The organism is Enterobacter sp. 03-F-07-AD-ECC (genome assembly GCF_047530935.1).
GTDB classification, from domain to species: Bacteria; Pseudomonadota; Gammaproteobacteria; order Enterobacterales; family Enterobacteriaceae; genus Enterobacter; species Enterobacter cloacae.
The window spans coordinates 61,730-87,293 of record NZ_JBLKBZ010000003.1 but is presented as its reverse complement, the minus strand read 5'-3'; the positions used below and the strand labels follow the sequence as shown (position 1 = coordinate 87,293).

The 25,564-nt window shown below is 52.9% G+C and carries 21 protein-coding genes; 15 read left to right on the top strand and 6 right to left on the bottom strand.

Annotated features, from left to right (window positions below; all coding sequences use genetic code 11):
* Window positions 1-13: 13 nt before the first annotated feature.
* The 4 genes from pgaD to pgaA are packed head-to-tail and all read right to left on the bottom strand — an operon-like array spanning window position 14 to window position 6,147.
* Window positions 14-442 (bottom strand): poly-beta-1,6-N-acetyl-D-glucosamine biosynthesis protein PgaD, encoded by a 429-nt coding sequence (pgaD, locus tag ACMWKA_RS05535; RefSeq protein WP_038420574.1) that lies wholly within the window; start codon window positions 440-442, stop codon window positions 14-16.
* The gene (pgaC, locus tag ACMWKA_RS05530; protein ID WP_038420573.1) at window positions 439-1,770 is read right to left on the bottom strand and encodes a poly-beta-1,6-N-acetyl-D-glucosamine synthase; all 1,332 of its coding nucleotides are present in this window, start codon (window positions 1,768-1,770) and stop codon (window positions 439-441) included. The genes pgaD and pgaC overlap by 4 nt, the downstream gene beginning before the upstream one ends.
* The gene (gene pgaB / locus ACMWKA_RS05525) at window positions 1,763-3,700 is read right to left on the bottom strand and encodes a poly-beta-1,6-N-acetyl-D-glucosamine N-deacetylase PgaB (protein ID WP_333094302.1); all 1,938 of its coding nucleotides are present in this window, start codon (window positions 3,698-3,700) and stop codon (window positions 1,763-1,765) included. The genes pgaC and pgaB overlap by 8 nt, the downstream gene beginning before the upstream one ends.
* 8 nt (window positions 3,701-3,708) lie before the next feature.
* Window positions 3,709-6,147: a poly-beta-1,6 N-acetyl-D-glucosamine export porin PgaA gene (gene pgaA / locus ACMWKA_RS05520; protein ID WP_414760043.1), complete on the bottom strand. Its 2,439-nt coding sequence runs from the start codon at window positions 6,145-6,147 to the stop codon at window positions 3,709-3,711.
* Between the two features lie 670 nt (window positions 6,148-6,817).
* Here pgaA and ACMWKA_RS05515 point away from each other — a divergent pair.
* On the top strand, window positions 6,818-7,345 hold the full coding sequence (locus ACMWKA_RS05515) for a LuxR C-terminal-related transcriptional regulator (RefSeq protein ID WP_013098695.1): 528 nt from the start codon (window positions 6,818-6,820) through the stop codon (window positions 7,343-7,345).
* Between the two features lie 81 nt (window positions 7,346-7,426).
* On the opposite strand, the gene ACMWKA_RS05510 is transcribed toward ACMWKA_RS05515, so the two are convergent.
* Together ACMWKA_RS05510 and ACMWKA_RS05505 are read right to left on the bottom strand one after the other, a co-directional pair.
* Window positions 7,427-10,429 (bottom strand): autotransporter domain-containing protein, encoded by a 3,003-nt coding sequence (locus ACMWKA_RS05510; RefSeq protein WP_414760042.1) that lies wholly within the window; start codon window positions 10,427-10,429, stop codon window positions 7,427-7,429.
* Between the two features lie 116 nt (window positions 10,430-10,545).
* Window positions 10,546-10,860 carry a lipoprotein gene (locus ACMWKA_RS05505; RefSeq protein WP_013098694.1) on the bottom strand — a complete coding sequence of 105 codons (315 nt, stop codon included), beginning with the start codon at window positions 10,858-10,860 and terminating at the stop codon, window positions 10,546-10,548.
* 175 nt (window positions 10,861-11,035) lie between these two features.
* On the opposite strand from ACMWKA_RS05505, the gene ACMWKA_RS05500 reads away from it, so the two are divergent.
* From ACMWKA_RS05500 to ACMWKA_RS05435, 14 genes are all read left to right on the top strand, one after another.
* Entirely contained in the window at window positions 11,036-11,668 is a 633-nt protein-coding gene (locus tag ACMWKA_RS05500; protein ID WP_013098693.1) for a response regulator transcription factor, read from the top strand.
* Window positions 11,665-13,452 carry an ATP-binding protein gene (locus ACMWKA_RS05495; protein WP_414760041.1) on the top strand — a complete coding sequence of 596 codons (1,788 nt, stop codon included), beginning with the start codon at window positions 11,665-11,667 and terminating at the stop codon, window positions 13,450-13,452. The genes ACMWKA_RS05500 and ACMWKA_RS05495 overlap by 4 nt, the downstream gene beginning before the upstream one ends.
* A gap of 248 nt (window positions 13,453-13,700) precedes the next feature.
* Entirely contained in the window at window positions 13,701-13,994 is a 294-nt protein-coding gene (locus ACMWKA_RS05490; protein WP_029882966.1) for a DUF1778 domain-containing protein, read from the top strand.
* Complete coding sequence (locus ACMWKA_RS05485; protein WP_029882967.1) at window positions 13,991-14,482, top strand: GNAT family N-acetyltransferase; 492 nt, start codon at window positions 13,991-13,993, stop codon at window positions 14,480-14,482. Before ACMWKA_RS05490 ends, ACMWKA_RS05485 begins: the two co-directional genes overlap by 4 nt.
* Window positions 14,483-14,875: 393 nt before the next feature.
* Entirely contained in the window at window positions 14,876-15,790 is a 915-nt protein-coding gene (locus ACMWKA_RS05480; RefSeq protein ID WP_152043817.1) for a ParA family protein, read from the top strand.
* Window positions 15,787-17,154: an SPI-7-type island replicative DNA helicase gene (gene dnaB-PI, locus ACMWKA_RS05475; RefSeq protein ID WP_152043816.1), complete on the top strand. Its 1,368-nt coding sequence runs from the start codon at window positions 15,787-15,789 to the stop codon at window positions 17,152-17,154. Before ACMWKA_RS05480 ends, dnaB-PI begins: the two co-directional genes overlap by 4 nt.
* Complete coding sequence (locus tag ACMWKA_RS05470; protein WP_198996528.1) at window positions 17,151-18,866, top strand: ParB family protein; 1,716 nt, start codon at window positions 17,151-17,153, stop codon at window positions 18,864-18,866. The genes dnaB-PI and ACMWKA_RS05470 overlap by 4 nt, the downstream gene beginning before the upstream one ends.
* Window positions 18,859-19,113 (top strand): TraR/DksA C4-type zinc finger protein, encoded by a 255-nt coding sequence (locus ACMWKA_RS05465; protein ID WP_152043814.1) that lies wholly within the window; start codon window positions 18,859-18,861, stop codon window positions 19,111-19,113. Before ACMWKA_RS05470 ends, ACMWKA_RS05465 begins: the two co-directional genes overlap by 8 nt.
* Window positions 19,106-19,849, top strand: a complete 744-nt coding sequence (locus ACMWKA_RS05460) for a DUF2786 domain-containing protein (RefSeq protein ID WP_152043813.1) — start codon at window positions 19,106-19,108, stop codon at window positions 19,847-19,849. Before ACMWKA_RS05465 ends, ACMWKA_RS05460 begins: the two co-directional genes overlap by 8 nt.
* 84 nt (window positions 19,850-19,933) lie before the next feature.
* Window positions 19,934-20,536, top strand: a complete 603-nt coding sequence (locus ACMWKA_RS05455) for a DUF2857 domain-containing protein (protein ID WP_152043812.1) — start codon at window positions 19,934-19,936, stop codon at window positions 20,534-20,536.
* Window positions 20,536-20,766, top strand: coding sequence for a hypothetical protein (locus ACMWKA_RS05450; protein WP_058799658.1), 231 nt, complete (start codon window positions 20,536-20,538; stop codon window positions 20,764-20,766). The genes ACMWKA_RS05455 and ACMWKA_RS05450 overlap by 1 nt, the downstream gene beginning before the upstream one ends.
* A 78-nt stretch (window positions 20,767-20,844) precedes the next feature.
* A complete protein-coding gene (locus tag ACMWKA_RS05445) occupies window positions 20,845-22,077 on the top strand; it encodes an STY4528 family pathogenicity island replication protein (protein WP_076734837.1) in 1,233 nt (410 codons plus the stop codon).
* A 460-nt stretch (window positions 22,078-22,537) separates the two neighbouring features.
* Window positions 22,538-23,260 carry a PFL_4669 family integrating conjugative element protein gene (locus ACMWKA_RS05440; protein ID WP_152043811.1) on the top strand — a complete coding sequence of 241 codons (723 nt, stop codon included), beginning with the start codon at window positions 22,538-22,540 and terminating at the stop codon, window positions 23,258-23,260.
* Between the two features lie 13 nt (window positions 23,261-23,273).
* Window positions 23,274-25,283, top strand: a complete 2,010-nt coding sequence (locus ACMWKA_RS05435) for a DNA topoisomerase III (RefSeq protein ID WP_152043810.1) — start codon at window positions 23,274-23,276, stop codon at window positions 25,281-25,283.
* Window positions 25,284-25,564 lie beyond the last annotated feature (281 nt).

The following is a 25,564-nucleotide window of genomic DNA, read 5'->3' as shown; positions in this document are numbered from 1 at the left end:
GGATGCCTGAGGTTTATTCCTCGTCCTGCTGACTGATTTTCAAATCAATGATGCGACCGATCTGGTCATGATAGACCGTCAGCAAATTGTACTGGCTCATCTCTGAGATGATTTGCGGCGTCACGTTAAAGCTGCGGGCCAGCTCGTCGTGCTTAAGCGTTGCAGGGCGGTGATGTCGTCTTGCATGCGCGCGGCGGCGATTATATTGATACCACAGGATCAGCAGCCAGCCGTTTAGCGCGGCGATCAGTAAATAGATCAGCACCGTCTTAAAGGAGGCAATAATCACGCCCCAGCGGTAGTCGCTCTCGTTGGTTATCTGCATCCACAGGTTGGCATAGAGGAAAAAGAGAAATCCTCCCCAGGCCAGCAGGGTTAACGCTGCATCAAACAGCCGGGGCACCAGCCGATGTTCAGTCAGGATTAACGTGTTTTCGTTCATTGAATGCTCCCTTTACCTCTGTCCGGACTGATCCAGCGCGCGCGTGAGCGCTGGCGTTTAAGCATGACCTTTGGGAAGGCGACGAGGGTGGTGAACAGGCCGATCATCCAGTACACCATCGGAAACCAGATGATCCAGAAAAGCGAACTCGCCACGTTACGTTCATAGCGTCGCTCGATATACAAACTGACGAGGAACTGCAGCAGGCACATCACCCCCAGCAGGAGCCCGGTGAATTCCGGCGGGAACAGGCTCGTGACGGTCAGGTTGGCAGGAAGCGGCGTGAGGGTGCTTATGATAAATAACAGCACCGTCACCGCATACGCAAACGCCCACAGCGTTGACAGGGCGTACTCTAAAAACAGCGGCCACATGCGATGATGCTCCCAGCGCACGATCTTGCGAAGATTGACCAGAAAAACCTCCGCGCCGCCCTGAGCCCAGCGCAGGCGCTGTTTCCACAGCCCTTTTAGCGTCTCCGGCATCAGGATCCAGCACAGCGCGCGCGGCTCGAAAAAAATATCCCAGTGGCGAAGCTGAAGCTTCCAGCTGATGTCGATATCTTCGGTGATCATATCCGGGCTCCAGTATCCCACGTCCGCCAGCGCCTGACGGCGAAAGGCCGCGATGACGCCAGAGACGGTAAAGACCCGGCCATAGATCCGCTGCGTGCGTTTGATGAGCCCTATGATGGAGGAGAATTCGCCCACCTGAATGCGGCCAATCAACGTGGAGCGCGTGCGAATACGCGGGTTCCCGGTCACGGCGCCCACGTGGGGGGAGTGGATCAGCGGGGCAACCAGATAAGCGGCGGTATCGCGGTCGAGCAGGGCATCGCCATCAATACAGACCAGAAGGTCTCCCCTGGCCGCCGCTGCGCCCGCTTTCAGCGCCACGGCTTTCCCCTGATTCTCCGCCAGATGAATGACGCGCAGACGCGGCTGCTCCTGCGCCAGCTGTTGCAGCACCTGCGCGGTGTTATCCGAAGAACCATCGTTGATGGCGATGACCTCGATATTCGGGTAACGCTGGGCCAGCGCGGCACCGATCGTCTCCCGGGCGTTGCGTTCCTCATTGAAACAGGGAATGAGGATCGAAATTAACGGATCGCCCTCTAACGTCGGGGCGGGTGTTTTTCTGTTCCATGACCAGTGTCGTTCCAGCTGAAACCAGAAATAGAGCCCCCCGGTGATCCAGAATACGGACATGAACAGGGGCCAGAAGAAGACAAAATCCAGAATCAGTTCGCCGGTAAAGAGGGCGGCCACGCCTAATGGCAACCCAAATACCAGGCATAAAATTGAGAAAGCGATAAGGCGATCAGTCATTGTCAGGATACCAGTACGAAGAGAATTCAGGCCTGATACGGGAAAGATCAGGTTGGTTATGGATGAAATCGTCGGGGTAGTAACCGTAATGTTTGCTGCCGTTAAGCTGGAGCACGCGCATCCACTCCGCCAGGCGACTATCGGGTACGGCGCGTTGCGGTGTCTGCGCCCAGTCACGGGCCTGCAGCTCAAAAATGGTTTTATTCAGCGCGCCGGGGCGAGTGGCGACGGTCTTAACCAGGCGCGTTAGCCAGGCGTTGCTCTCGTCTGCCGGGACGGACTCCATCAGCGGCATGGCCATCGGCACCGTCCAGTCATACTCCGCCAGGAAGTCATCAAGATTCTGCGCAAACCACGCCTCGCTCGCCGGGTCGAGGATCGGCAGGGCGAACATATTGCGCGCGGTTTTTATCTGCGGACCGCGGATATGCTTCACCGCCAGGCTCAGGGCGTGGGTAAACCCGATTAGCGTCTGGCTTTTCTGGCGCGTTGTCTGCTGCCCGGCATCATCCTGATCCGTCAGCACCGCATCGTCATGGAACAAGATCCCATTGAAGCTGGCATAGCGGGCCAGATCTTCATAGATTTCGGTCACCTGCTGTCGAACCTGCGGATCCCACGGCGAAAGCCGGGTATAGGGCTCGGTGGCGGCGCGTACCTGGCCCGTTTGCCGATCCCGACGCTGCACGCGCGGCAGTGCAGGGGAGAGATCGAACGAGAGAACCGGCATCCACGCGTAGACTTTTACGCCCGCGCGGGTTTGCAGTTGCCAGGCGACAAAGTTAAAGAGATCGGCACGCACGGGCAGCCGACGGTTGGGGAAGTAGAGCGCGTTAATCGTGCCGTTGCCGAGGGGATCGGAAAATGCTTGCAGGAAAACATGGCTGATTTTCATGTCGTAGACCCGCTGGATCAGCGTATTGATGTTTTTGGTCTGCTGAGCCGGATCGGGGTCATAAACGTAATCCAGATCGACATGCATCACGCGCACAGGGTCGGTCTCCTGAATCTGCGCGATGCTGCTGGCAAAGGCTTTAAGCGAAGGATTCCCGGAGATTAACAGGCGCGGCATGTTGTCCAGGTGACGCACATCTGCCAGCCCGTCCTCAAGGGTAAAGGCCAACTGATAACCCTGCTGTCTGGCAATGGCGAGCGACGTGCCGTTGGCAGCACCGTAGGGCCACACCCAGGCACGCGGCGCTTTGCCCGTCACCTGGGCGATTTTTTCGGTGACTTTCCGCACGTCATCGCCGATGCGCTGGCTGAACTGCTGGTCAGTTTCGTAACGCCCTGTCGCGTTATCGTAAAAGCGGCTGGCAATAGCCGGTTCGCGGCTTCCCTGTGGATTGGCCGGTATACCGTAATGCGAAGCCCAGGTATGCGAGCCGATCTCAATCAGCGGGGACTGGCTTAACTCGCGCACCATGTCCCACGTCGCGAAACGGTCCCGGGGTGTCATCAAACCGCCAAAATTCACGTTTTGATGTGCTGGCGTATCCACCCAACTGCCAACAGGGGCCCACAGCGCCGGCACATTCCAGGCCTGGATCAACGGCCAGACGCGGGTATAAAAACTGCTGTAGCCGTCATCAAAACTGAGCAGAAAGGCCTTTGGCGGCAGCGTTTTTTTACCGTCGTGGGCATCCAGAATATCCTGCACGCTGATGGCGTTATACCCGTTATGCACAAGCCAGCTTATCTGCTCGTTTAAGGCGCTGGTCCGCACGGAGAGATAGCGCTGATCGGCGGCGTCATCTTCCACATCGTGATAGGCCAGCACGAAAAAGTGATTCTTCGGCCAGGGTTTACTGGCTTCCGGCTGAGGTCTCTCGTTGGGCGAAATAAACGAAATGGCCTGGGCGCAGACGCTCGCGCTGAAGCATAACCAGCCGATGATGAGCAGGCCCACAGGAAAACGAATGGTCAACATATTCATCCTTAAAACCGTAAAGTCGCATCGAAAGTGACGGCGAGATTGCTTTCTCGTTTGCCGTCGTAAGGGCGCTTATCCCAGTTCAACATCACGCCGGTATCCACGACGTTGTTCCATTGAACGCGTTGCCCGTAGCCGAGCAGGGTGATGGCGCCAGCAGACTGATTTTTCTGCCAGTATCCTCCGGCTCCGGCGACCAGTTGCTGGCTCCAGAGGGTGTCGTAATAGCGGTACAGCTGATGATCGACGGACAACGCAGCCGTCGCGGACAGATCCCGCTCGGGGTTGTAATAGAGCGTATCCCGCTGGCTATTCGCGCTGGCGGAGATGCCCGGTTCAAGATCCAGCGTCAGGGTCGGCGTTTGCCAGAGCCGCTCCTTGCCGGTGAGGGTGTACTCCTGTCGGCGGTTATGGTCGGAAAAATGGCTGATGGCGGCGCTGAGCTGGTACTCACGACGCTCGTTCTGATACCAGCGCACCCAGCCTTCTGCGCGGTCTGCACGGATCCCATTGCGTAACGCCCGCAACGGCGTGGTGCGTGACAGACGTTCAAGGCTGCCGCCAGATTGCCAGCGATCGTTCAGGCTGTACTGACCGGAGAGGCGAGCGCCAGGCGTGTGGGTGCCGTGATAACGATTGCCGGAGAGCTCTGCTTCAAGCCAGATATCCCGTGACCGCCATTCGACGCCGCCGACCAGATGGCGGCTGGTGCCTTTGCCTTCGTCAAAATTGCCCTCGGCAAAGCGGGTGCCGCCAAACAGTCGCCAGTTATCAGCGACTGGTGGGCCATAGAGCGTGGCGTCCCAGTTCAGATCGTGTGTCCCGCTGACCGGGTTGTCGGAGTGCAATCCCTTGCCTGCGTTCAGACGCAGTTCAGACATATGATGCACATTTCTGAGCCTGTCCAGGCGCTGGACGCTGCGGTCACGTGGCGCACGGGCGAGCACGTCGTCGGTCAGAAGTTCCATTTGTCGCCACTCCTGCAGATCCATCGCGACGTAAGCCTGCTGCAGCTCCAGCTCTGTATTTGACGGCTCCAGTACCTCCGCCATTTTGAGCTTTTGCTCTGCCGCCCGTGGCAGGCCACGAGCCTGAAGCAGGGCGGCATAATCAATCTGTAGCCCCTGGTTGCCGGGTGCCGTGGCAGCCAGACGGTGCGCCACGGCTTCTGCTTGCGGCAGGGCATGGGTTGCCAGCAAATACTGAAACGTGAGCGACTGGCCGATAAGCCATTGATCGTTGGGCTGGGCGGTTGGCGAGCCGAAATCGTAGCGAGCCCAGGGAACGTTGCGGGTTATCTGCGCAAGATAGTGACGGGCGGCCTGATACTGACCGGTGTCCAGATATGCATAGAAAAGCTGATGTTCTTCATCCTGTGGGTTACGCGCATAGTCAGGATACTTTTGCAGAAGTGCCAGGGCTGCATCGGCGTTTTGCTCCTGCAGATACGCAGAGATCACCCAGCCGATTGCCCAGCCCGGCACCGGATGGTGAGCTGACGTCAGCGCACGATATTCAGCGATCGCCTGCGGGTAATCACCATGCGCATATAGCGCGCCAAGACGGTCGACGCGGGCGCGAATGATATCTTCTGCCGCCTGCGGTTCGTGTTGCCAGCGGGCAAGCAGGGCGTCATAGCGATTCAGTGCGGCTTGCGCGAGACGCAGGCGCTCTTTTTCCGTCCGCCCAGGCGCATCGGCAAGGCGTACCTGTTCGGCTGCGGCGTTAAGTTCAAGCTGGCGCCGTTGTGCGGGCGGCAGAGAAATCCCCTGTGACAGCCGCAGGGCAGGCGTACTGACCCGGTTATCGTTCAGGGCGTCGACGAGCGCCCTGAGCAGTACGTGATTCTCGGGGGCGCTCTTCAGGGCGCGGGTGTCCGCTAATAGACGATCCCAGCTTTTCCCCTGGCGTAAGTACACATAGGCGAGCGTCTCAAGGTTTATCTGGCTGGGGTGGGCTGTTACCCGTTTTTGCGCTTCCTGCAGGGCCAGCCGATCCATGCGGGCATCGGCCAGGGTTTTGATATACCCGATACGGTAGTCGTCGTTCTCCGGTGCAAGGCTACAGGCCTGCTTCCAGAGCGCGAGCGCAGGTTGCCACTGCTTTTGATTTCTCCTGGATTGCGCGGCTGCGGCCACTCCCCGGGCGGGCAGGGGCATATAAACGTGATAACGCAACCACACCTCAATAACCTCATCATCGCGTCCCGCCCAGGAGGCAACCTGCAGCCAGTCTGCCACTTGTTCTGGCGTCAGAGCATGCTGTTGTTGATAACGCTGCAGGTAATGGAGAAACGAAGTGTAATTACCATTACGCGCCTGCTGAATCTGTTGTTCATATACGGATTCGGCAGCCTGAACCAGAATGGGAAACAGTAATAGCAGACACAATAATTTTGGAACGCGGTAAAAGAATAAAGTATTGAAGCGAAGTGATCTTTCCATATCTATTTGCCATTTGTTTATCATAAATCCATTGCGCAACACGGCCGCCTTTATACGTAGCGTTAAAGGCCATAAATGAGAGCGTAAAATGTGAATGCAGTTACGTTATGAGGTACTTACTTAAAGGTAATTATGGATCCTTATCGTTATGGACCGGTGAAAGGTAATGTACACCTGATATGTTGACGGATAAATATGTTGAAAAGCCGGGTTGTTGTTTTGAGATAATTCTGTATCCGGGTGATTTTTATGATTATTTTTAACGGAGTCTATATTTGTAATGCGTTGATATATAATGTATTTATTTTTATTGTGACGTTTTTGTTTATATTTTTAATGCGGCTTTGGTGCATAAATTAAAGTACTTTCTGGTGCATGTTTGGGAAGTTTCGTGACAAAAATTCTTAATATCTTGAGAGGTGACTTTTCTGCGATTGTTTTTTACTTATAATTAATAGCAGACATTGAGTGATAGTCTATGGGAAGTCTTACAAATCAATGTGCGTGTCGAGGGATGATCAAAGCCAGAATACATTTATCGTTCATGTAAAAGCGCTATAAAACGAAGGCGTCTTCTTTCTGAAGGGTCGTTCTTGCTTTAATCTAAAAGGGATGGTTAGTGGCAACTTCAATAGTGTTAGTGACACAGGATCGCTACCTCGTCAGAGGAATGAGGATATTTTTTCCGGATATTATCCTGCTGGACTCGATTGACAGAAAGATATTTGATAACAGTGCAGATGAATATTCTGTGCTGATTGACAGCCGTTCACCGCTCCGTCTGTATGATTATCTGATACGCCATCCGGCCAGAACGAGAAAAACAATCGGCTGCGTCATGCTCGATATGCGGCACCGGGAGGAGAATCAGCTCAGCATGAGGATGTTTATGAATACTGCGCTTCCGGTGGCTGACATGGCGTCGTTGTTTAATCTGGTGCTGAATATGAAAGGCAGGCGCCTGACGACCAAATGGCTGCTTAACTTACGGTTGAGTACCCATGAAGCGATTATGCTGCGGTTGCTCAGGGCGGGCATGTCGATGGAAGAGGTGGCGGACGAACTGAACACCTCGATTAAAAGCCTCTACCGGACGCGAACGGCGCTCTCTGAACGACTGGGGGCGGAGAATTTTAACGAGGCGTGTTTGTTTATCTTTAAAAACAAACTGCTGGATGGAGATGGGAACGATCCCTGATTGGGTCATAAACCAAAAGAAAAAACCGCCACGAAGGCCGGGTCGACGTAGCGCAACCCGGCACTTTAGCGTTGATATCAATCAGAACGACCAGCGCAGATTAGCGTTAACCGAGTTGACGCGGGTATCGGCACCATATTGCCCCTGATAGCCCACATCCAGCGTCGCTGCACGCGACAGTTGTACGCTCACGCCGATATCACCCACCATCACGTCCTCATCCACGGCCTGACCCTGGGTAATGAAGGCGTCGCTGCCCGCAAATGCCATGCGCGAAGAGGTATTCTTATCGCCATAGGCGTGCTGCCAGCCCAACGAACCGTAGAGGTTAACGTTCTTCGGCAATCCGGTCACACCACGCACCCCGAGCGTGGAATAGAAGGTGTTCATGGTTTCATTGTGAACGCTCAGCGCGGCGGCACCGCCGTCTTCCCTGAAACTGTCGGTATGCAGTCGAATCCAGGAGAGGTTAACAAAGGGCTCGACATTCATCTCTGGCTGGCCGAAACGGTAGCCCGCTTCGGTGAACGCCAGCAGCGAGTTGGCGTCGTAATCAGACTTCAGCCGATCCGAGAAGCCGCTGAAATCAACATTGCGCTCGCCTTCGATCTTGTGCCAGGTGTAACCCAGTGCGCCGCGAAGGGAGAACGCATCCTGTTGACCCGCTGCATACAGGCCGAGGTGATAGTTGTCGGTATCTGTTGAGGAACGACGGCTGTCGACGTCGTAATCACCGCGGCTGTAGCCGAAGTAACCACCGACACGTACGTTATGATCCGCCAGCTTACGATCTGCCCCCAGCAGGAAACCGGTGGTGTTGCCGTCCAGCTTGCCCACGTTACCGTCGCCGCTGCTTCGGCTCCAGGAGCTGAAGGTCTGGCCCCAGATGCCATTGTTTTGCGGCTCCGGCTGCTGCACCAGCGACATCGCTAACGGTGGTATCGGCAGGCTGTCGTTATCAAACGCGCGCTGCATACGTTGGTTTAACACGTTAAACACCTGCGTGCTGCCGGCTATCAGGTTGGATTGCATTGACGGATAAACTTCTCCGGACAGCTGGTTAAACGCCTCGCGCGCTTCCGGTGCGCTCAGCACCAGTAGCGAGTTATACAGCGCCAGCGACGGGCCGCTTTGCGTGAGCGTGGAGAGCGCGCCGGCGGTATTCCACTGGTTGCTGCTCTTTGCCACGGTCTGGAAAATCCCTGGCTCGCCGCTGCCGGGGTTCTCACCACCCGGGTTTTCACCGCCGGGGTTTTCTCCTCCTGGATTCTCACCCCCCGGGTTTTCACCGCCCGGGTTTTCACCTCCAGGATTCTCGCCGCCGGTCTCTTTCTGCGCGATGGTCAGATCGACGGCGTCGGTGCTCTGCTTAAGCGCCACGTCCAGGAAGGCGGATTTGGAAATCGCTCCGGCGAACTGGCCGTCAATACCCCCGTTCGAGGTTAAAATGCGATAGCTTTGGCCCGTTTTGTAGCTGGTTTGCGGATCCAGCGCGGTGACCTGTACCTTAGCCTGATTGCTGATGGTGGTTTTGCCCGATACCAGCAGTTGGTCACTGCGGCCATCTCCCGCGATATCAACGTCATAGAAGGATTCGCCGATAAAATTCAGATAACGTTTCAGCGTCAGCGTGCCGATATCGCCATCCCCTGGTGAGATATGCCCGCCGGACAGGATCTCAGTCTGGCCCAACGTGCCGTTCCCCCCCAGCGTGCCACCGGCCTTGATTGACGCGGCGCTACTGTAACCTTGTCCGTTGTTAACGTCGGATCCCGCCGTTGCGTTGAGGATCAGCGTACCGCCGTTCTCGGCGCTAAGGGTCTGAATCTCAAAAATATCGTCTTCTGGCTGGGTGTTGATGTTGCTGGCAATAATGACTTTGCCACCGCGCGCGGTCACGTTCGCCTGAAGCGCTGAAAGATCGCCGTTCAGCGTTGTCTGCCCGGAGGTATTTATCACCTCACCTTCGCCGCTCATCTTGTTGCTGAAGATGTAATTTTCGTCGGTATGGTTGAAATAGACATAACTGCCGAATAGCCCGCCACGCAGGCTGATTGCCGTCTTCGCATCGAGGGTACCCGCGCCGCCTGCCGTACCAAGCGTTGGCTCAGTTATACCCGTGCCGGTGTCCATGTTGCCGCGGCTGCCGATGATGAGCGCCCCCCGGTTCGAACCGGAGCCCGATGTCCCTACAATCAGCGCATTGCTGCCTGCGGAAAATGAACCGCCGTCAATAACCGACAGCACGCCATTGCCATAATCGCCCACGCTAACGCTGCTGTCGCTGGTAAAGCGCGAGTCTTTGCCCGCAATAACCAGCTCGGCGGTTTTTCCGGCCCCGGAGACGCCCGCCACCTGCACGCCGCCAACGTTAACCGCTCCGCCGTTCAGCACGTCCAGGTCGCCATTAAGCGTCAGCGTACGGCCAACATTCCACTGTGAGCCGCTCCCCGTGACGGTGGCTTTCGGGCTCAGTGTGTCGGTTTCATCTGGCCCGGTACCATTGCCGATGCGCGCATCGTAGGTGGTATTGAGCGCGGCGCCGTCCTCAATCGCCAGCGTGGAGCGTGCGCCCAGATCGGTACCTACGCTAAGGAAATTACTGGTTACGCGAGATCCGGCGCCCGTGGCGATAAGGTGGCTGTCGTAGCCGCGGGTGGTGCCGACAACGATCTCTTTTGCGCTCGCCAGCGCGCCCTGTTCGACTCGCAGGGTGCCGAGGCCAAGATTCAGGTCGCCGCGCAGGACGTACTGATCGTTCACCGCGTTAAGCTCAGCGTTTGGCCCACGGACTGTGACCACGCTTTCATAAATTTGGCCGTCGAACAGCCGACCGATATTGATGTTATAGGCGGTGATTTTGCCATTATCGATCAGCAGGTTTCCGCGTTGATTGCGTCCAACGTAAACGTCTCCGGTGTAACCCAGCGTTTCGGTAATACGTGAGTCGCCATCAAAAATGGCATCGGCTGCACGCGCGAAATCGGCAGGTGAAAGCAGTAACAGCGGCGCGGAAAATAGAGCGAGGTAAAGCCTGGAAAGCGGCGTCTTTACCGCTAAAGAATGCGATGTAGAGTTATTCACAGGGTATCTCCGTACTCATTAGCGTGATGTCTGGAAAATCGGTTTTATATGAAAAATGCGATACGACAGAAAAAGTAAAAGGCGTAATATGTGTACGCCTTTTGATGTGAAGTTAATTATTTATGGGTGACCACAGGTGTACAGGTTGGCGCGCTCAGCGTCGGGGCGGATCCTAAAATCCCTGGCATCATCATCGATGAGCAATCGAAAATACGCCCTTTTTCCGTCGTAGCGCGATAAGACAGCTTTTGCCCTCCCAGTGCATCCGGTTGGGCGCCATTAACATTGGTTACGGTTATTTCATCCGATGAGCCCAGCCCCAGCATTTTAGCGGTTTCCGCCTGCAGAAGTGGAATGGCCTGATCGGTTTTTAGCGTAGAACAACCGGCTAGCATCAACGTAACGGTTAAAAAGAGTAGTGGTTTTTTCATAAATTATCCTTTATATCCAATCAGTTAATTTCGCTGATTGTATTTATGTTTTCTATTACTCAAATCTGCGAATAATATATTTCCCTTTCCTAATCGAAAAAACCCTCCTAAAGTAGGGTGGGTAGATAATAATTCATCCGTACTCTCTAATATGCGAAGGTAAAAGGAGGATCCTTTGGGGCAGAATTATGCGTTGGTCGTTGATGACCATCCATTGGTAGCAAGCGGTATCGCCAATTTTCTGATTACACATTGCCGATTTAAGCAGGCGAGTGTGGTGACGAATGAGGATGATTGCTACCGTCAAATTAGGGATAATGGCCCGCCACGTTTGCTGGTAATCGATTTTTGGCTCTCGTCCGGTACCGCGTTGAAATTACTCAAAGAAGTAAAACAACTTTACCCACAGGTAAGGCTCCTGGTGGTTAGTGGGGATGACAATAACGATATCTGGCAGAAAGTTCACGCCGCCGGGGGGCACGGTTTCGTATTGAAAAGCGAGCCACCTGAAATGTTTTCACGGGCCGTTTTTGCCCTCACTGATAATCTCACCTGGTTTCCTGAGGGAAACGAATTTTCCGTTGAGTCGAATAATGAGAAGTTAAGTAAATTTAACTTAACGCCGCGACAAATAGACGTGTTAAATATGATTATGCGTGGCCTGCCAAATAAAAGAATTGCCGCGCAACTTTCTATTTCTGAGCCTACAGTCAAAGAGCACATCAGCAATATATTGAAAAAGATAGGCGTTAACAGTCGGGTCGAAGCCATCACGCTTCTGCATGGCAAACGGGAACCGTCGGAATGAGATTTTTACAGAGCTTACAGAACGCTGGCATCTCTCCTCCCGCGCAGATCCGTTTGCTAAATAATACCTTTTTGCGGCTGGTGTTCAGTTTCAGCGCTGTCCCTTTCGTCGGTATTCCTTTCGCCATCTGGATTAATTTGCTGGGCGATGAACTCGGCCCAACCATTACCTGGATAATTATTTACCTGCTATGTGCCGTGTCGATCCGAATATTGCACCGACGCTACCAGCGCGAAGCGAAAGAGCATGATGAAGCAGACGTCCTGCGCCGCTGGCTGCCGCGTATAAATAAGATCGCTTTTATTCACGGGCTGGGGATTTCATCTCTCTATTTAATTACGCCGCAGACGCAGAACTTTGACTTTTTCCTGCTCCTCAATATCAGTATTGCCGCCATCGTTGCCGCCAATGCGACGCATCTGACGCCGGTCATCAGCACCTTTACATGCTTTTTCTTCGCCTCCTGGGGTGTACTGAATCTTGGCATTATCTGGCGGCTGGACGATCTGATGTTCATTGTGCTGATGTTGAACCTGCTGTACGGCTTCGCCATTTACCGCCATGCATTAACATCGCACGCGTTCTTTATTCAGCAGGCGCTGCTTGAGGAAAAAAGCTCACGCCTGGCAGAACAGTTTCGCCAGGCCAAAGAGGAAGCTGAGCAGGCGCTGCTGGATAAAAATCAGTTCCTGACGACCGCCAGCCACGACCTGCGCCAACCGGTACACGCCATGGGGTTTCTGATCGAAGCGATTATCCACCGAAACCGGGACGACAGCCTCACGCCCCAGCTGCTTGATCTGCAGCAGAGCGTCCGCTCGGTGCATTTGATGTTCAATTCCCTCCTTGACCTCAGCAAGATTGAATCCGGGAATGTGCTTACAGCCCCTGCCAGAGTGGACATCGGCGCGCTGCTCGACTCGGTGATCACGCTGTTTCGCGAAGAGGCCAACAGCCGTGCACTCAGGCTGCGCACCTGGCGGCCTAAACGCCGCATCTACGTGATGGGCGATCCGCTGCTGGTGCGACAATCGCTCATTAACCTTATTCAAAATGCCCTCCGCTACACGCTACAGGGCGGCGTGCTGGTCGCCATCCGACCACGTGGTGACAGGTGTATGGTGGAGGTGTGGGACACAGGTGTCGGTATTGCCGATGACGAGAAAGGTAAAATCTTCTCACCTTACTATCGCCCCGAACTGGCCTGGAAGATCGACAGTGCAGGACACGGGCTGGGTCTGGCCGTCGTTGCCCGCTGTGCCAAGCTGATGAAGGTGAAGTACGGGATGCAATCCATTGAAGGTAAAGGTTCACGCTTCTGGATGTGCTTTACCCAATATGCTGGCGAAGAGATCGCGCCGGAGATGCCACCCGCCTATGACAACATCGCTACGCCGGTACGCTATGCGCCGCTGCACGGTTCCTGTCTGGTGGTTGATGACGACCCGCTGGTGACGTCTGCCTGGGAGAGCCTGATGAGCATCTGGGGAATCAACGTGCGCTGTGCGGCCTCCGCTGAAGAAGCGTTCGCTATCATCGACGATGGCTTCACGCCGTTCGCCGTGCTGTGCGACCAGCGTCTGCGATCCGGCGAAAGCGGCTTCGACATCCTGAAAGCGCTATTTGAACGTCTGCCGGACATGAGTGGCGCGATGGTCAGCGGCGAATTTAATTCGCCGGTTCTGCTGGAGGCGGAGCAGGAAGGGTACATGGTGCTACGTAAGCCTCTGGAGCCGGCTAAACTGCATGCGTTGCTGACACAGTGGTCGGGGAGTCGTGGATAGAAGGGCGTGTAGAAGTATTGATTTTTTGCGGGTTCCAAATTACTTACCGATTTGATTTCTTTCGAAAATTCTTTTGTTATTTATTGTGAAGTCCCAGAGAGTGAGTCTTATTTCATTTTATAAAACATAAAGTTGAATATTAATAAGTAGAAATCCTTTCGGTTCGATTCCTTTAGAATCGTTGTAATGACATCTGCGTTACGCGTGTTGTATACTTAATACCCAATGAAACACAGGAGGACAACACCATGCCAGCTGCAAACACTATGGCGATGAAACGCGAAACCCTGAACCTGCGTATCAGGCCTGCCGAGCGAGATCTTATCGATCGGGCGGCGAAAGCGAGAGGGAAAAACCGCACTGACTTTGTGCTGGAAGCAGCCCGCGCTGCTGCGGAAGAGGCACTGATCGAACAACGCATCATTATGGCCGATCCAGAGGCTTATCAGGAATTTCTGGCTCGTCTGGATCAGGCTCCAGCACCTAATGCCACACTGCGTAAAACTATGCAGACCCCTGCGCCGTGGGAACGGGAAAAATGATCTCTGCCCCAGAGCCCCTTCACGCCGGTCATATTCTTACCCCATTTTGCTGTGGTGTGGATTCGATGGATAACTGGCTGAAGCAGCGGGCGATGAAAAATCAGGTCAGTGGTGCATCCCGTACCTTTGTCTGTTGTGGCAACGATTCTAACGTTCTGGCTTATTACTCGCTGGCATCCAGTGCGGTCATGACGAATACCGCACCCGGTCGCTTTCGTCGCAATATGCCCGATCCCATCCCGGTTGTTGTGCTGGGACGCCTGGCGGTAGATCAGTCTCTGCATGGGCAGGGCGTTGGTCGGGCACTGGTACGCGACGCTGGGCTGCGGGTGATCCAGGTGGCGGAGACCATCGGCATTCGCGGAATGCTGGTTCATGCGCTGTCGGATGAAGCGCGGGAATTTTATCTGCGGGTGGGGTTTGAGCCATCGCCAATGGATCCGATGATATTGATGGTGACGTTGGGGGATTTGATGGCGAGTATTTAGCAGATATACAGAACTCTTGAGTATTGAATAAAGAGCGCTATGGCTACTATCCCAACCTCGATTCGCCCTTTATTTACCGTTCCCTTCAATCACATAACCGACTTCACGGAACTCGCGGATAACTGCGAGCGTTTTAGGGAAGCGCCATGATCCTGTGCCGAAACGTTAAAAGCACCGCGTTGGCTAAGAACATAAAGTAGGAAGCATTGAGCTGTTAGACTGGCTCAAAAGCAAAAACCCGCCTTTTGGGCGGGTTCTTTAAATAGTGGTGCCCGGACTCGGAATCGAACCAAGGACACGGGGATTTTCAATCCCTGTGACAAAATGTTAAATTCCATAGAAGAATGATCGGTATTTGTTGAATCGCATCCTGATTAATTTTCAGGTGCTAAAATGCATTTACAATCAATCGATTATCCAACGTTGGGCGTTAAGCCTCGTATTATACCTGTTGTTTCCACTAAGGGCGGCGAGGGTAAGTCTACTCAGTCAGCTAATCTTGCAGGATTTCTGGCCGATGCAGGCATCAAAACACTTCTGATTGATGGCGATCATGCTCAGCCAACGGCCAGCAGTATATTTCCGCTTGAATACGAAGCCCCTGGTGGTTTGTACGAACTGTTGATGCAGACAGTTGATCTCTCCAATCCAGATAATCTGATCTCCCGTACGTCAATCAATAATCTGGACATTATCGTTTCCAACGATCCTCGTAATTTTCTCCCTACTGCAATGCTGAATGCGCCTGATGGACGAGTTCGTCTCCGAAATGCTCTTTCACATCCCCTTTTTAATTCATATGGCGTGATTATTGTCGATTCACAAGGCTCGCGGTCAGTGATGTCTGAGTTAATCATCCTTGCTTCCACCGGAACCATGGTGGGTATTGCCAAACCAATTCTTCCTGATGTCAGGGAGTTCATGCGCGGTACAGTCGCGCTGATGGAAGAATTGCTGCCTTATTGTGCGTTTGGCATTCAGCTTCCGGTCACAAAATTGCTCATCAACTGTATGGAATACGACAATCTGTCTGTTGAGACTCTCGCCGAAGTCAAAGCGGTCGTTGAAGATAAACGCTACAGCGCCCATGCAGACAAAATTCATATCGACTTGCTGGAGACATGTATCTATGACCTGACTGTCTATGTCCTTGGGCATGTTAAGGGCGTACCGGTACATCGTCTTGAAAAAAATACCCGGCGTAAAAGCGACTCAGCATTTACGTCAATGTATCAGTTGGCATGTGAACTTTTCCCTGAGTGGAAAGCGAATTTTGATGCGTTAGCTAATGCGGGGGGCGAGGAATGACCTCTAACAACCGCAGAAATGTATCAGGGCTGTTTTCTCAGGATGCTGAGCAGAGCGTCATTGGTGGCCTGATGCTTGATAACGACTGCTGGGATGAAGTGGCGCTACGTCTCAATACCGATGATTTCTATTTTAAGGTTCATCAGGTCATCTTTCATGAAATGGCGCGCCTGGTTGCAGCAGGGCGTCCGATTGACCTGATCACACTTGCTGAGAGCATTGAAAGCCGCGGTAAGGATGCGCTTGAGCAACTTGGCGGATTCGCCTATCTGGCTGAACTTTCAAAAAATACTCCGAGTGCGGCCAATATCGTCGCTTACTGTGACATTGTTGCCAGGTACAGCCAGGGGCGACAGTTGGTCGCAATTGGTACTGAGATAACCGAGACTGTTAAGGCATCCGGTGCTGATATCGGGGCGGTGATGGAAACCGCAGAGCAAAAAATTACGCGGCTGGCAGAACGTTCAGAACCACAGCAGGCTGTGACGCTGCTTGACGGCATGGAAAAACTCCTGACAGAGCTGGAACGTCGTTGCAATGTGCTTGATGGTATTACTGGTACGCCTACGGGATTTGAAGATTTTGATGCCATGACCAGCGGGCTGCAGACTGCTGATCTGATACTTATAGCAGCAAGGCCTTCAATGGGGAAAACTGCTTTTCTGATCAGCCTGATTCTTAATTCACTTCTGAAAAAAGCCGATACGCATGCGCAGTTTTACAGCCTTGAGCAGCCCACCGAGCAGATCCTCATGCGTATGGTCGCTTCACTTGGCAGTGTAGATCTAACACATTTAAAAAATGGTCAGATGGATGATGAGGACTGGGCGCGCGTTTCAAACGCGTCTTCACTATTGATGGGGGACCTTAAAGACCGCCTCATCATAGATGACACTGGCTCACTGACCCCCGCCATGCTCAGAATTCGTGCCCGTCGTAACGCCCGCCGTTATGGTCACCCTTCTGTCATTGGCCTTGATTACCTGCAACTGATGCGTTGTCCGGATCACGAGAACCGCACACAGGAAATTGCTGAAATCTCGCGGTCACTCAAAGCGCTGGCAAAAGAAATGAGCTGTCCGGTTGTTGCCCTTTCGCAGTTGAATCGTCAACTGGAGAGTCGTGCTGATAAACGGCCTAACAATGGCGATCTTCGTGATTCCGGTGCACTGGAACAGGATGCTGACGTAATTGTCTTTATCTATCGTGATGAGGTCTATCACGAAAACACTGAAGACAAGGGGGTTGCTGAAATTATTGTCAGCAAACAGCGTCAGGGACCAATTGGTACCATCCGACTGCAATACGAAGGCCGATATACGCGTTTCTCTGCTAACCCTGGTCAGACCGGGAGGTTTGCATGAGCAATGCCCGTGGTCTCAACCTTGGCGACGCCATGTTGCAGCGAGGAAAATCACCAGCTCAGGCTGCTGATAATAATACCCCCCCTGTAACACAGCCAGTAAACGAAATGGCAATGGTTCTTACCCTTGACCAGCTTCGCCCCAATCCGGATAACCCGCGCAAAGGGCGCAACCCTCGTTTTGAAGAAATCAAAGCTTCCGTCCGTGCTCGAGGATTGGATTCGATTCCAAAAGTAACCCGCGATCCGGATGGTGATGATGTTTATATCTTTAGTGACGGAGGAAATACCCGGTATCAGATCCTCTGCGAACTCTGGCAGGAGACTGGTGATGAACGTTTTTATCGCGTTCATACAATCTTTAAACCCTGGCCTGGACGTCTAAAATGTCTGGTTGGTCATCTGGCTGAGAATGAGGTCAGGGGAGATCTTACCTATATAGAAAAGGCATTTGGTGTTCATAAAGCGCGCGTAATTTATGAAGAGCAACTGGGTCGAAGTGTGACTTTGCGAGAGCTTTCGGATCTGTTGGGTAAGGAAGGTTATCCTATTGATTACTCCAGCGTAAGCCGAATGGAAGATACGCTTAATTACCTGTATCCACATATGCCCCAGTTGCTTGAAAGTGGTATGAGCCGTGGTCAGGCAACACCACTCCTGAGCCTTCGTTCTTCTGCTATGAAGGTCTGGAAATCTTTCAGCGGTGACGTAAACCCAGAATGTTCTCTTGATGATGTGTTTGGTGCAGTTTGCCGGTGTTTTGATGAACCTGAAAGCTATGCCCTTGATATTTTCAGGGATGAGTTTATCGGTCAACTGGTTAAGGCTCTTCCCCATCCAAGCCTGAATTATGACCGCTGGTTAATTGAACTTGATCCTCGTGAGCAAAAACGCCGGGAACAGTTTGGCGAGCCACCTCCACTGCCAGCACCCACACCCGCGTCTGAACAGTCAGGTGGGCGGGAGCGCACAACACCACCAGTTACGACCCTGCCTGCAGATAAATCATCCCAGCCCCCTGTTACTGGTCTGCGTAGCGGTACGCTGACCACGCTAGGGCGTCCGGAAGCTTTACCAGAACTTCAGGACAATACTGCACTTCCCGGTGGTATGTCTGTTGGAAGTGAGACGCGTCGTGAAGTACAGAATGACCTGTTTGGCGGAAATCCTGTAGTTACCGGTCAGACAGAGAATCCTGATAGCGCCGGAGAATGGCAATTTAAGTCAGATGTTAATTCCAGCGCCCTCATTTCTGCTTTTGGCGAACAGGATGAGTCCTCCATCTCTTCAGTTAGCTCAGTGGCCTTCGCGGCAACCGGGCTGGAGCCGGTCAATGATATCTGGCACATCCCTGCATTACAGGACGACATCGAGCACCTGCAGGATATGACTTATCGGCTTACTTTCGAAATTGCCGAAGCGATGGGCTGTGCGGACTGTGTTCGGGAGAATAAAGACCATCGTTCAGCTGGTTTCTCCATTTCAGAGAACTCCAGTGAGTTTACTCTTTTCCTCGCAGGGCTATCAGGTTCACTGCCTAACAAACAGTTCAATATGTTCATGTTCTGCCTGAATTTTTTTGGCTCTCAGGAACCTACAGATACTGCCGTTTTCGATGATGTCACTGTTGTAAAAACAATGCGTCTTATTCGTGTAATACGTCGTCTGCGTGAGCTGCAGCGTCTGGCTGCGAAGGGAGGGGAAAATGTCTGAAGACCTGAATGATGAAATGGCTCAGGCCAGTACCGCTATTTTCACCCAACGCGGTATCGATGCTATCAGGGCAAAAGTGCACTCATTACGTCCGTCAAAAAAGATTTGCGAATGCTGCGGCTCGGACATTCCCGCAGCCCGCCAGCTGGCAGTACCGGGCGTAGAGTTGTGTGCTGCTTGTCAGGATGTGAAAGAGAAGCAGGATGTTCACCGTGCTGCCGGCAGCAGGGGGCTACACCATGTCTGAAAACACAAAAGTGATTGCACGTATCCGGCGACTGATGGCGCTGGGTACCCGGAACAGTAATCCACACGAGGCGGCCCGTGCAGTGGCGCTGGCTCAACGGCTGATGCAGCGTCATGGCCTGACCCCTGACATGCTTTCTATTCATGATATCCAGGAGTCCGTTTGCCAGAACCTGACCAGTAATGCTGAAAAAGTGCCAGCCTGGCTAAGTTCTCTTGCAACGGTGGTTTGCATGGCTACGGGCTGCCGCTGCTGGTTTGGCTGGCATGTCCACACAAGTTGCAGTGGTGTAAAAAGCGTCCGCCGATCTCTGCACTTTTATGGTTTCAGCGGGAGAGCCGAAGTTGCGCTCTATATCTATACCGTTTTACAGCGGCAACTTCGTGCAGACACTGACGGTCAGATTGCCGGATACCGGAAGCGCCGGATTCTTAAGAACACGCTCCGTCGCCGAGCCGATCAGTTTCGTGAAGGGTGGGTATCTGGCGTCTGGCAGGTACTGCAGTCATTTGCTCCTTCAGAATGTGAGAATTCCATGCTTCAGCGCTGGCTTGCCCAGCGTCACACCGGCGACCCCCTTGGTGCTGTAAGCGTCAGGGCAGCTGGTAAATGCCGTGGCGACAGAGCAGCACGCGTAGCGGGCTGGCTCGCAGGGCGGGATACCGAAGTTCATCAAGGCCTGACTGGTGCGCAGGCTCAACAGCAGATTACGGCGGGAGGCTGTACACATGATTGACTTTTTTTTATGGAGTGCCTGCCTGTCGGGCTGGCTTTTTGATGTTCTGCTTGTTGCCGATCAGATGATATCAGGAGGGGGCCTATGAGCCAGCACAATCTTTCACAGGCCACCACGGCCATCCTTTCATCACTGCTGATGGATGTCAAAAACGGTAATATCCGCCGCTGTGAGTCGCTGGGAATGTCTCTCGAGGAGATACGCGCACTGAGTCAGCTAAGCCTTGATGAGCTGCACTATTTGAGCCAGTCACACGTTTCTGTGCTTGATGTTAGCCTGAATCACGAAAATTTTTGGCTGATGCTCAACCAGGCACGTAATGAGCAGAAACGAATGCTGATGATAGACCGGGCGCTTGAGCTTGGCGGTTCAATGGAACTGATTGATAAATACTTCGGCCTGTCTCCATCAGAGGTTAGTGCACGGCGTCGTCTGATGGGGATAGAGTCTCGCCAGGGCCGCACACAGTCTCTGACGGAGCCACAGGATTCAGCACTATGGATCGAGTGGAAGGCTGCCGGGCTATCATCCCCGGACTCTCATCAGGCTCTGGAAGCGATGATGCTTGCCGCTGAGCAGCATGGCCTGTCACTGACCGCAGTCTGGAGCAGGGTCTGCCAGTGGTGCCGGGAGACAACTCCAACCCCAACCCGCAAGAGTGAATCACAACAGCGCAAGGAAGCATGATGCAGATGACCGACTTTTCTTCACGTCAGCACGTTTCCCCCTCGGTTCGTCGCAGGGCGCAACGGCTGTTCAGCGCAGTATGCTGTGGTGAGAAGGTGTTCCGTCGGTTGACGATGAACGGCTATCTCAAGATAGATGTTGGGCCGTTCTGGCGCATCCTCAGTAAGGATGGAGGTAAACACTGGTGGCTGATGGATCATGAGACCTATAACCGTGAAATACGGCGGTAACGGAATGCCGCTGCTGACCGTACAGTGCCGGGTTCGTCCCGGCATTGTGCTGTCTCAGGTTGAAGAGGAGAGCAGAAAATGACCATTCCGGCAGACAGCATAGTTGCTCATACACTGTCCAGGATGCAGCGTAGTCTCGAACGGCGTACAGACACTGGTGATGTCGGTCAGGAGCGCAGCGGGCTTCTTTTTATGGGAAATGTACATGATGCGTTTCCCCGGCAGCTGTTTCTGGATACCCGTCTTTCGCCACTGGATAAAACCGCCTGGGTGATGATCCGGTTGTATGCACAGCAGAATGAAGGTGCTGTTTTCCCGACTTATGATGAGCTCCAGGTTCAGCTGGCGTCGGCACATTCAGAGAAGGCCTCCAGAGATACAGTCAGCCGCGTTCTGCTGATGCTGCGTCTTACAGGCTGGCTCAGCCTGTGTAAGCGTGTTCGCGACGACCATGGTCGTGTGCGGGGCAATATCTATGCACAGCATGATGAGCCGCTGGGCTACCGTGATGCTGAGACTTTTGATCCAGGCTGGCTGACCCTTGTTGAAGAGAGTTGCCTGAGCAGGAATAAAGCCGTCCGTATGACGGCGCTGGCTGTAGTCAATGATATCCTTCATGATCCGGGAATGCGCCACCGTCACAGCCGCCTGGCCATTATTGAGAGCCGGCTAAGTGCACCTGCCACACCAGAACAAATGGCTCGTCAGCGACAGGCTGTGCAACCGAGTCCGAAATCAGGACTCAGTAAAAAACGCATAAAAAACAGCCCGAATTCACTGAGTCCGGAAAACGGACTCAGTTCCCTTAAACCTGATAATTCACAGAGTCCGGAAAATGGACTCAGTAAAAAATCAAGGACTTACACCGGAGTCCGAAATTCGGACTGTAACGTACGTTCTTTCACACACAGTGTGAATAAAAAAACGTACGTACCGTGTGGTGAGCAATTCCTGCCAGATGATTTTCTGAACGCTCTGAACAGTGAAGACAGGCAGATGCTGAGTACGCAGATGGCTTCGCTTCCGGAGACAATGGCAAAGGCCCTTGCTGATATGCTGCGTGAGCAACAGGCCCTTGGAAGGCTCAACAATCCGGTGGGCTGGATGTTCTCTATGCTACGCAAGGCGCGAAGTGGTGAGCTAAAAATTTCAGAGGATACGGCGACTGCCAGTTCTGGTGGAACAATTTCCCGCCCGGTTGAATCACGTACTGTACCCACAGCCAACATCCCTGTTCAACCTGCGAAACGCCCGTCTCAGGGGCAGGTAAGGGCGATGATTGCGGCTATTCGGCAACAGGTCCAGAAATGATTATGGCATCAAAAATCTTTTCTGATTAAAAAGTGAGCTTGTTGCGGGGCGCAACAAGTATAAAAAATAATCAATTCTGATGTGTGGCGGTTAATGTTTCGCGGGATGGTTTTACGGCTGATTAAAAAGTGAGCTTGTTGCGGGGCGCAACAAGTATAAAAAATAATCAATTCTGATGTGTAGCGGTTAATGTTTCGCGGGATGGTTTTACTGCTGGTTAAAAAGTGACCTTGTTGCGGGGCGCAACAAGTATAAAAAACAATCAATCCTGACGTGTAATGGTTAAGTTTCGCGGGATATTTTTACTGCTAGTTAAAAAGCGACCTTGCTGCGGGGCGCAGCAAGGTTAAATATTAACCAAATTACAATTTCGTTCGTGGAATTATGAGTTTCGCGTTGTTGGAGATACCGGTGTTTCAGGACTATGCCTGCTCATCTTAACTGAACACAGGTGACAACGATGGCTGAAAAAAATGAGAAAAAAACTGGTGCGCTGCAGTCTGAAATGACGATCGCGCTTCATACGAATTACGCAATTGGGTTATGGCAAGGGCGTCAGCCTGAAAAACAGGACGGTGAAAAGCCTGCAAGGCACGGAATTATCGGTATGCCTCAGTTTTTCCACCGTGCGACTCTGATTAACCAGGATTCCCTGCGAAATAATCCATGGGCTGATGTTGCTATGTTTAACCTGGAAGAAAAGATCAAGGTTGCATCAGATTCTATGACTGCTTTGATACAGCAACTTGATGCTGAAATGTCCATGCTGCCGCCTGGTATTACATTGACAGAAGTTGCATCTGTTGAGCCACTCGATATCCAGGTATTTACACGAACCCCTCTGGGTTACAGGTGTGTATTTCTGTTAGTAGGTTTCGATCAGTTTGCGAAAAAGGCACTACAGGCATCGCATTATGGATTAATTACACGTTCTCGCCGTGATCATCATCTTAGCGAAGGCGGCAGATTAATTCGTCAGGTCTATGGCTCTGTTTTATCTTATCGCCGTATCGATGCTACCCGGTTTGATGCTGTGGAAAACAACGAAACATGGAAACAAGCCTGCGAGGTGGCGGGAGAGCCAGATTTGTCTGTTCTTCTTGGTGAAAAACGTTCAGCTTTCTCACCGCCGGTTAATGAATCGAGCGTAAACCTGCTTCGAATGCGATATCGGGCTGCCTGACCGGGGAACCACCATGCGGTTGTTTATCTGCGAAAAGCCCTCACAGGGGCGAGATCTTGCGAATGTTTTGGGTGCCACCCGACGTGGCGACGGTTTTCTAACTGGCCCTGGCGTCACTGTTACCTGGGCAGTAGGGCATTTGCTGGAGACTGCACCGCCTGAAGTATACGGTCAACAGTATGGTAAACCATGGTCGCTCTCTGCTCTGCCGATCCTGCCTTCCCCATGGCAGGTAGTGGTAAAAAAGGAGACGCAGTCTCAGTTCAAGGTTATTGAGCGGCTGCTGCGCCAGGTCGATGATGTGGTTATCTCCACTGATGCGGACCGGGAAGGAGAAGTAATTGCCCGTGAATTGCTGGAATACTGCCGCTGGGACGGTCCTGTACAGCGGCTTTGGCTTTCTGCCCTTGATGAAATGAGCATCCGTGCAGCTCTCAAGGATCTGCGCCCGGGTGCCGAAACTCTTGGAATGTATCATGCGGGACTTGGTCGCGCTCGTGCCGACTGGCTCATTGGAATGAATCTGTCCCGTCTGTATACATTGCTTGCGGTACAGTCAGGATTCGACGGTGTGATTTCTGTCGGGCGGGTGCAAACTCCCACCCTGGCACTGGTTGTCCGACGTGATCGGGAGATAGGGACATTCATCCCTAAACCTTTCTGGCAGGTTAAGGCGCTTCTGAGTGCGAGAGGAAAAACTTTTCCGGCGCAATGGGTACCAGCTAAGGTTTATACCGACGAAGAAAAACGCTGTGTACATCAAAACATTGCGCAGCAGGTAGCGCATCTTTGCCGGCAGGCTGGCGCAGCGACCGTAACAGAATGTGAGACGAAGCGTGAAAAAGCGTCTGCGCCGCTGGCTTTTTCGCTCGGCACTTTACAACAGGCCTGTGGTCTGCTCTGGGATATGTCCCCCCAGCAGGTGCTTGATACTGCGCAGAGCCTCTATGAGAAACACAAGGCAACCACTTATCCACGAACTGATTGTGGATACCTTCCTGAGTCTATGCGTGAGGAAATCCCCTCGGTTCTTTCCGCTATAGGCCTGTCTGATCCAGAGTGTAGTTCTATTCTTTCAGGTTTAAATACTTCGTTTGTTTCACGGATATGGAACGACAAAAAAATCACAGCTCACCATGGCATTATCCCTACCCGAAACGCGTTTAAGTTTTCTGCGTTAAGTGAGGCAGAGCGAAGGGTATACACCCTTATCCGCCGAAATTATCTGGCACAATTTCTTCCCCTGCACGAATCTGATATTACTCGTCTGCAGTTTGACATTGGCGGGCAATTGTTCCGCACAACAGGAAGGACGGAGATTGTAATGGGCTGGAAGGTCCTTTTCAGTAAGGAGGAAGAGGATAGTGCAGGGGATGATGATCTCAGTATTGAACTTCCTCCTCTCAGGAAGAGTGACCGTTGCGGAGTAAACGGTGCAGAGGTCGTGCAGCAAATGACTCGTCCGCCGGCTCACTATACTTTCGCAACACTCATCGGCGCTATGATGAACGCGTCAGCGTTTGTTACCGATATTGCTCTTCGTAAGGTACTGAAGGACAACGCCGGATTAGGCACGGAAGCCACCCGTGCTGGTATCGTTGAGCAATTGCTGAACCGCAGATTTATTGTGCGCAAAGGTAAGCAGCTTCGCGCGACTGATCTTGGTGCTGATGTCATTGATGCTCTGCCCTCGCAGTTAACCGACCCCGGAATGACTGCACTTTGGGAACAGGCTCTGGATGAAGTAGCAGAAGGACGCCTTACCCTGAATGATTTTTTGCAGCGACAGGTCGGATGGACCCGTAACCTTGTCAGCATGGGAGGACAGCAGCGGGTGAGCATTAGAATACCACCCACACCATCGTGCCCTTTATGTGGGGGGAAAACTCGCCTAAAAAAAGGACAGAAAGGAGAGTTTTGGGGGTGTACTCGTTATCCTGATTGCAAAGGAATCATCAACAACGACACCCAGAAACGTAAAAGCGCGCGTAGCTCTAAGGCTGTAAAACCAAAGAATAATTAATTCCTTGTCTCTCATTGCGGGGACAGGATGCCTTTGCTATTGTTGCGACGGCTCTGAAGCCGCACCCCGTGACTGCGGGTCCTGTGAGCATCAAATGCAGTGCTTGCAGGATACAGTCTTGTTGGCCGCGTCCACACCTGAACGTGAGTCAAAAAGGCACAAAACTCCGTGAAACCGTGCCGGGTCCTGAACACACCCCCGGAGCAACTGCGTAAGCAGGTCAACATCAGGTCTAATGGTGCAGACCTCACAGGCGGTGCCGAAAGGTGCCGCTTTTTTTA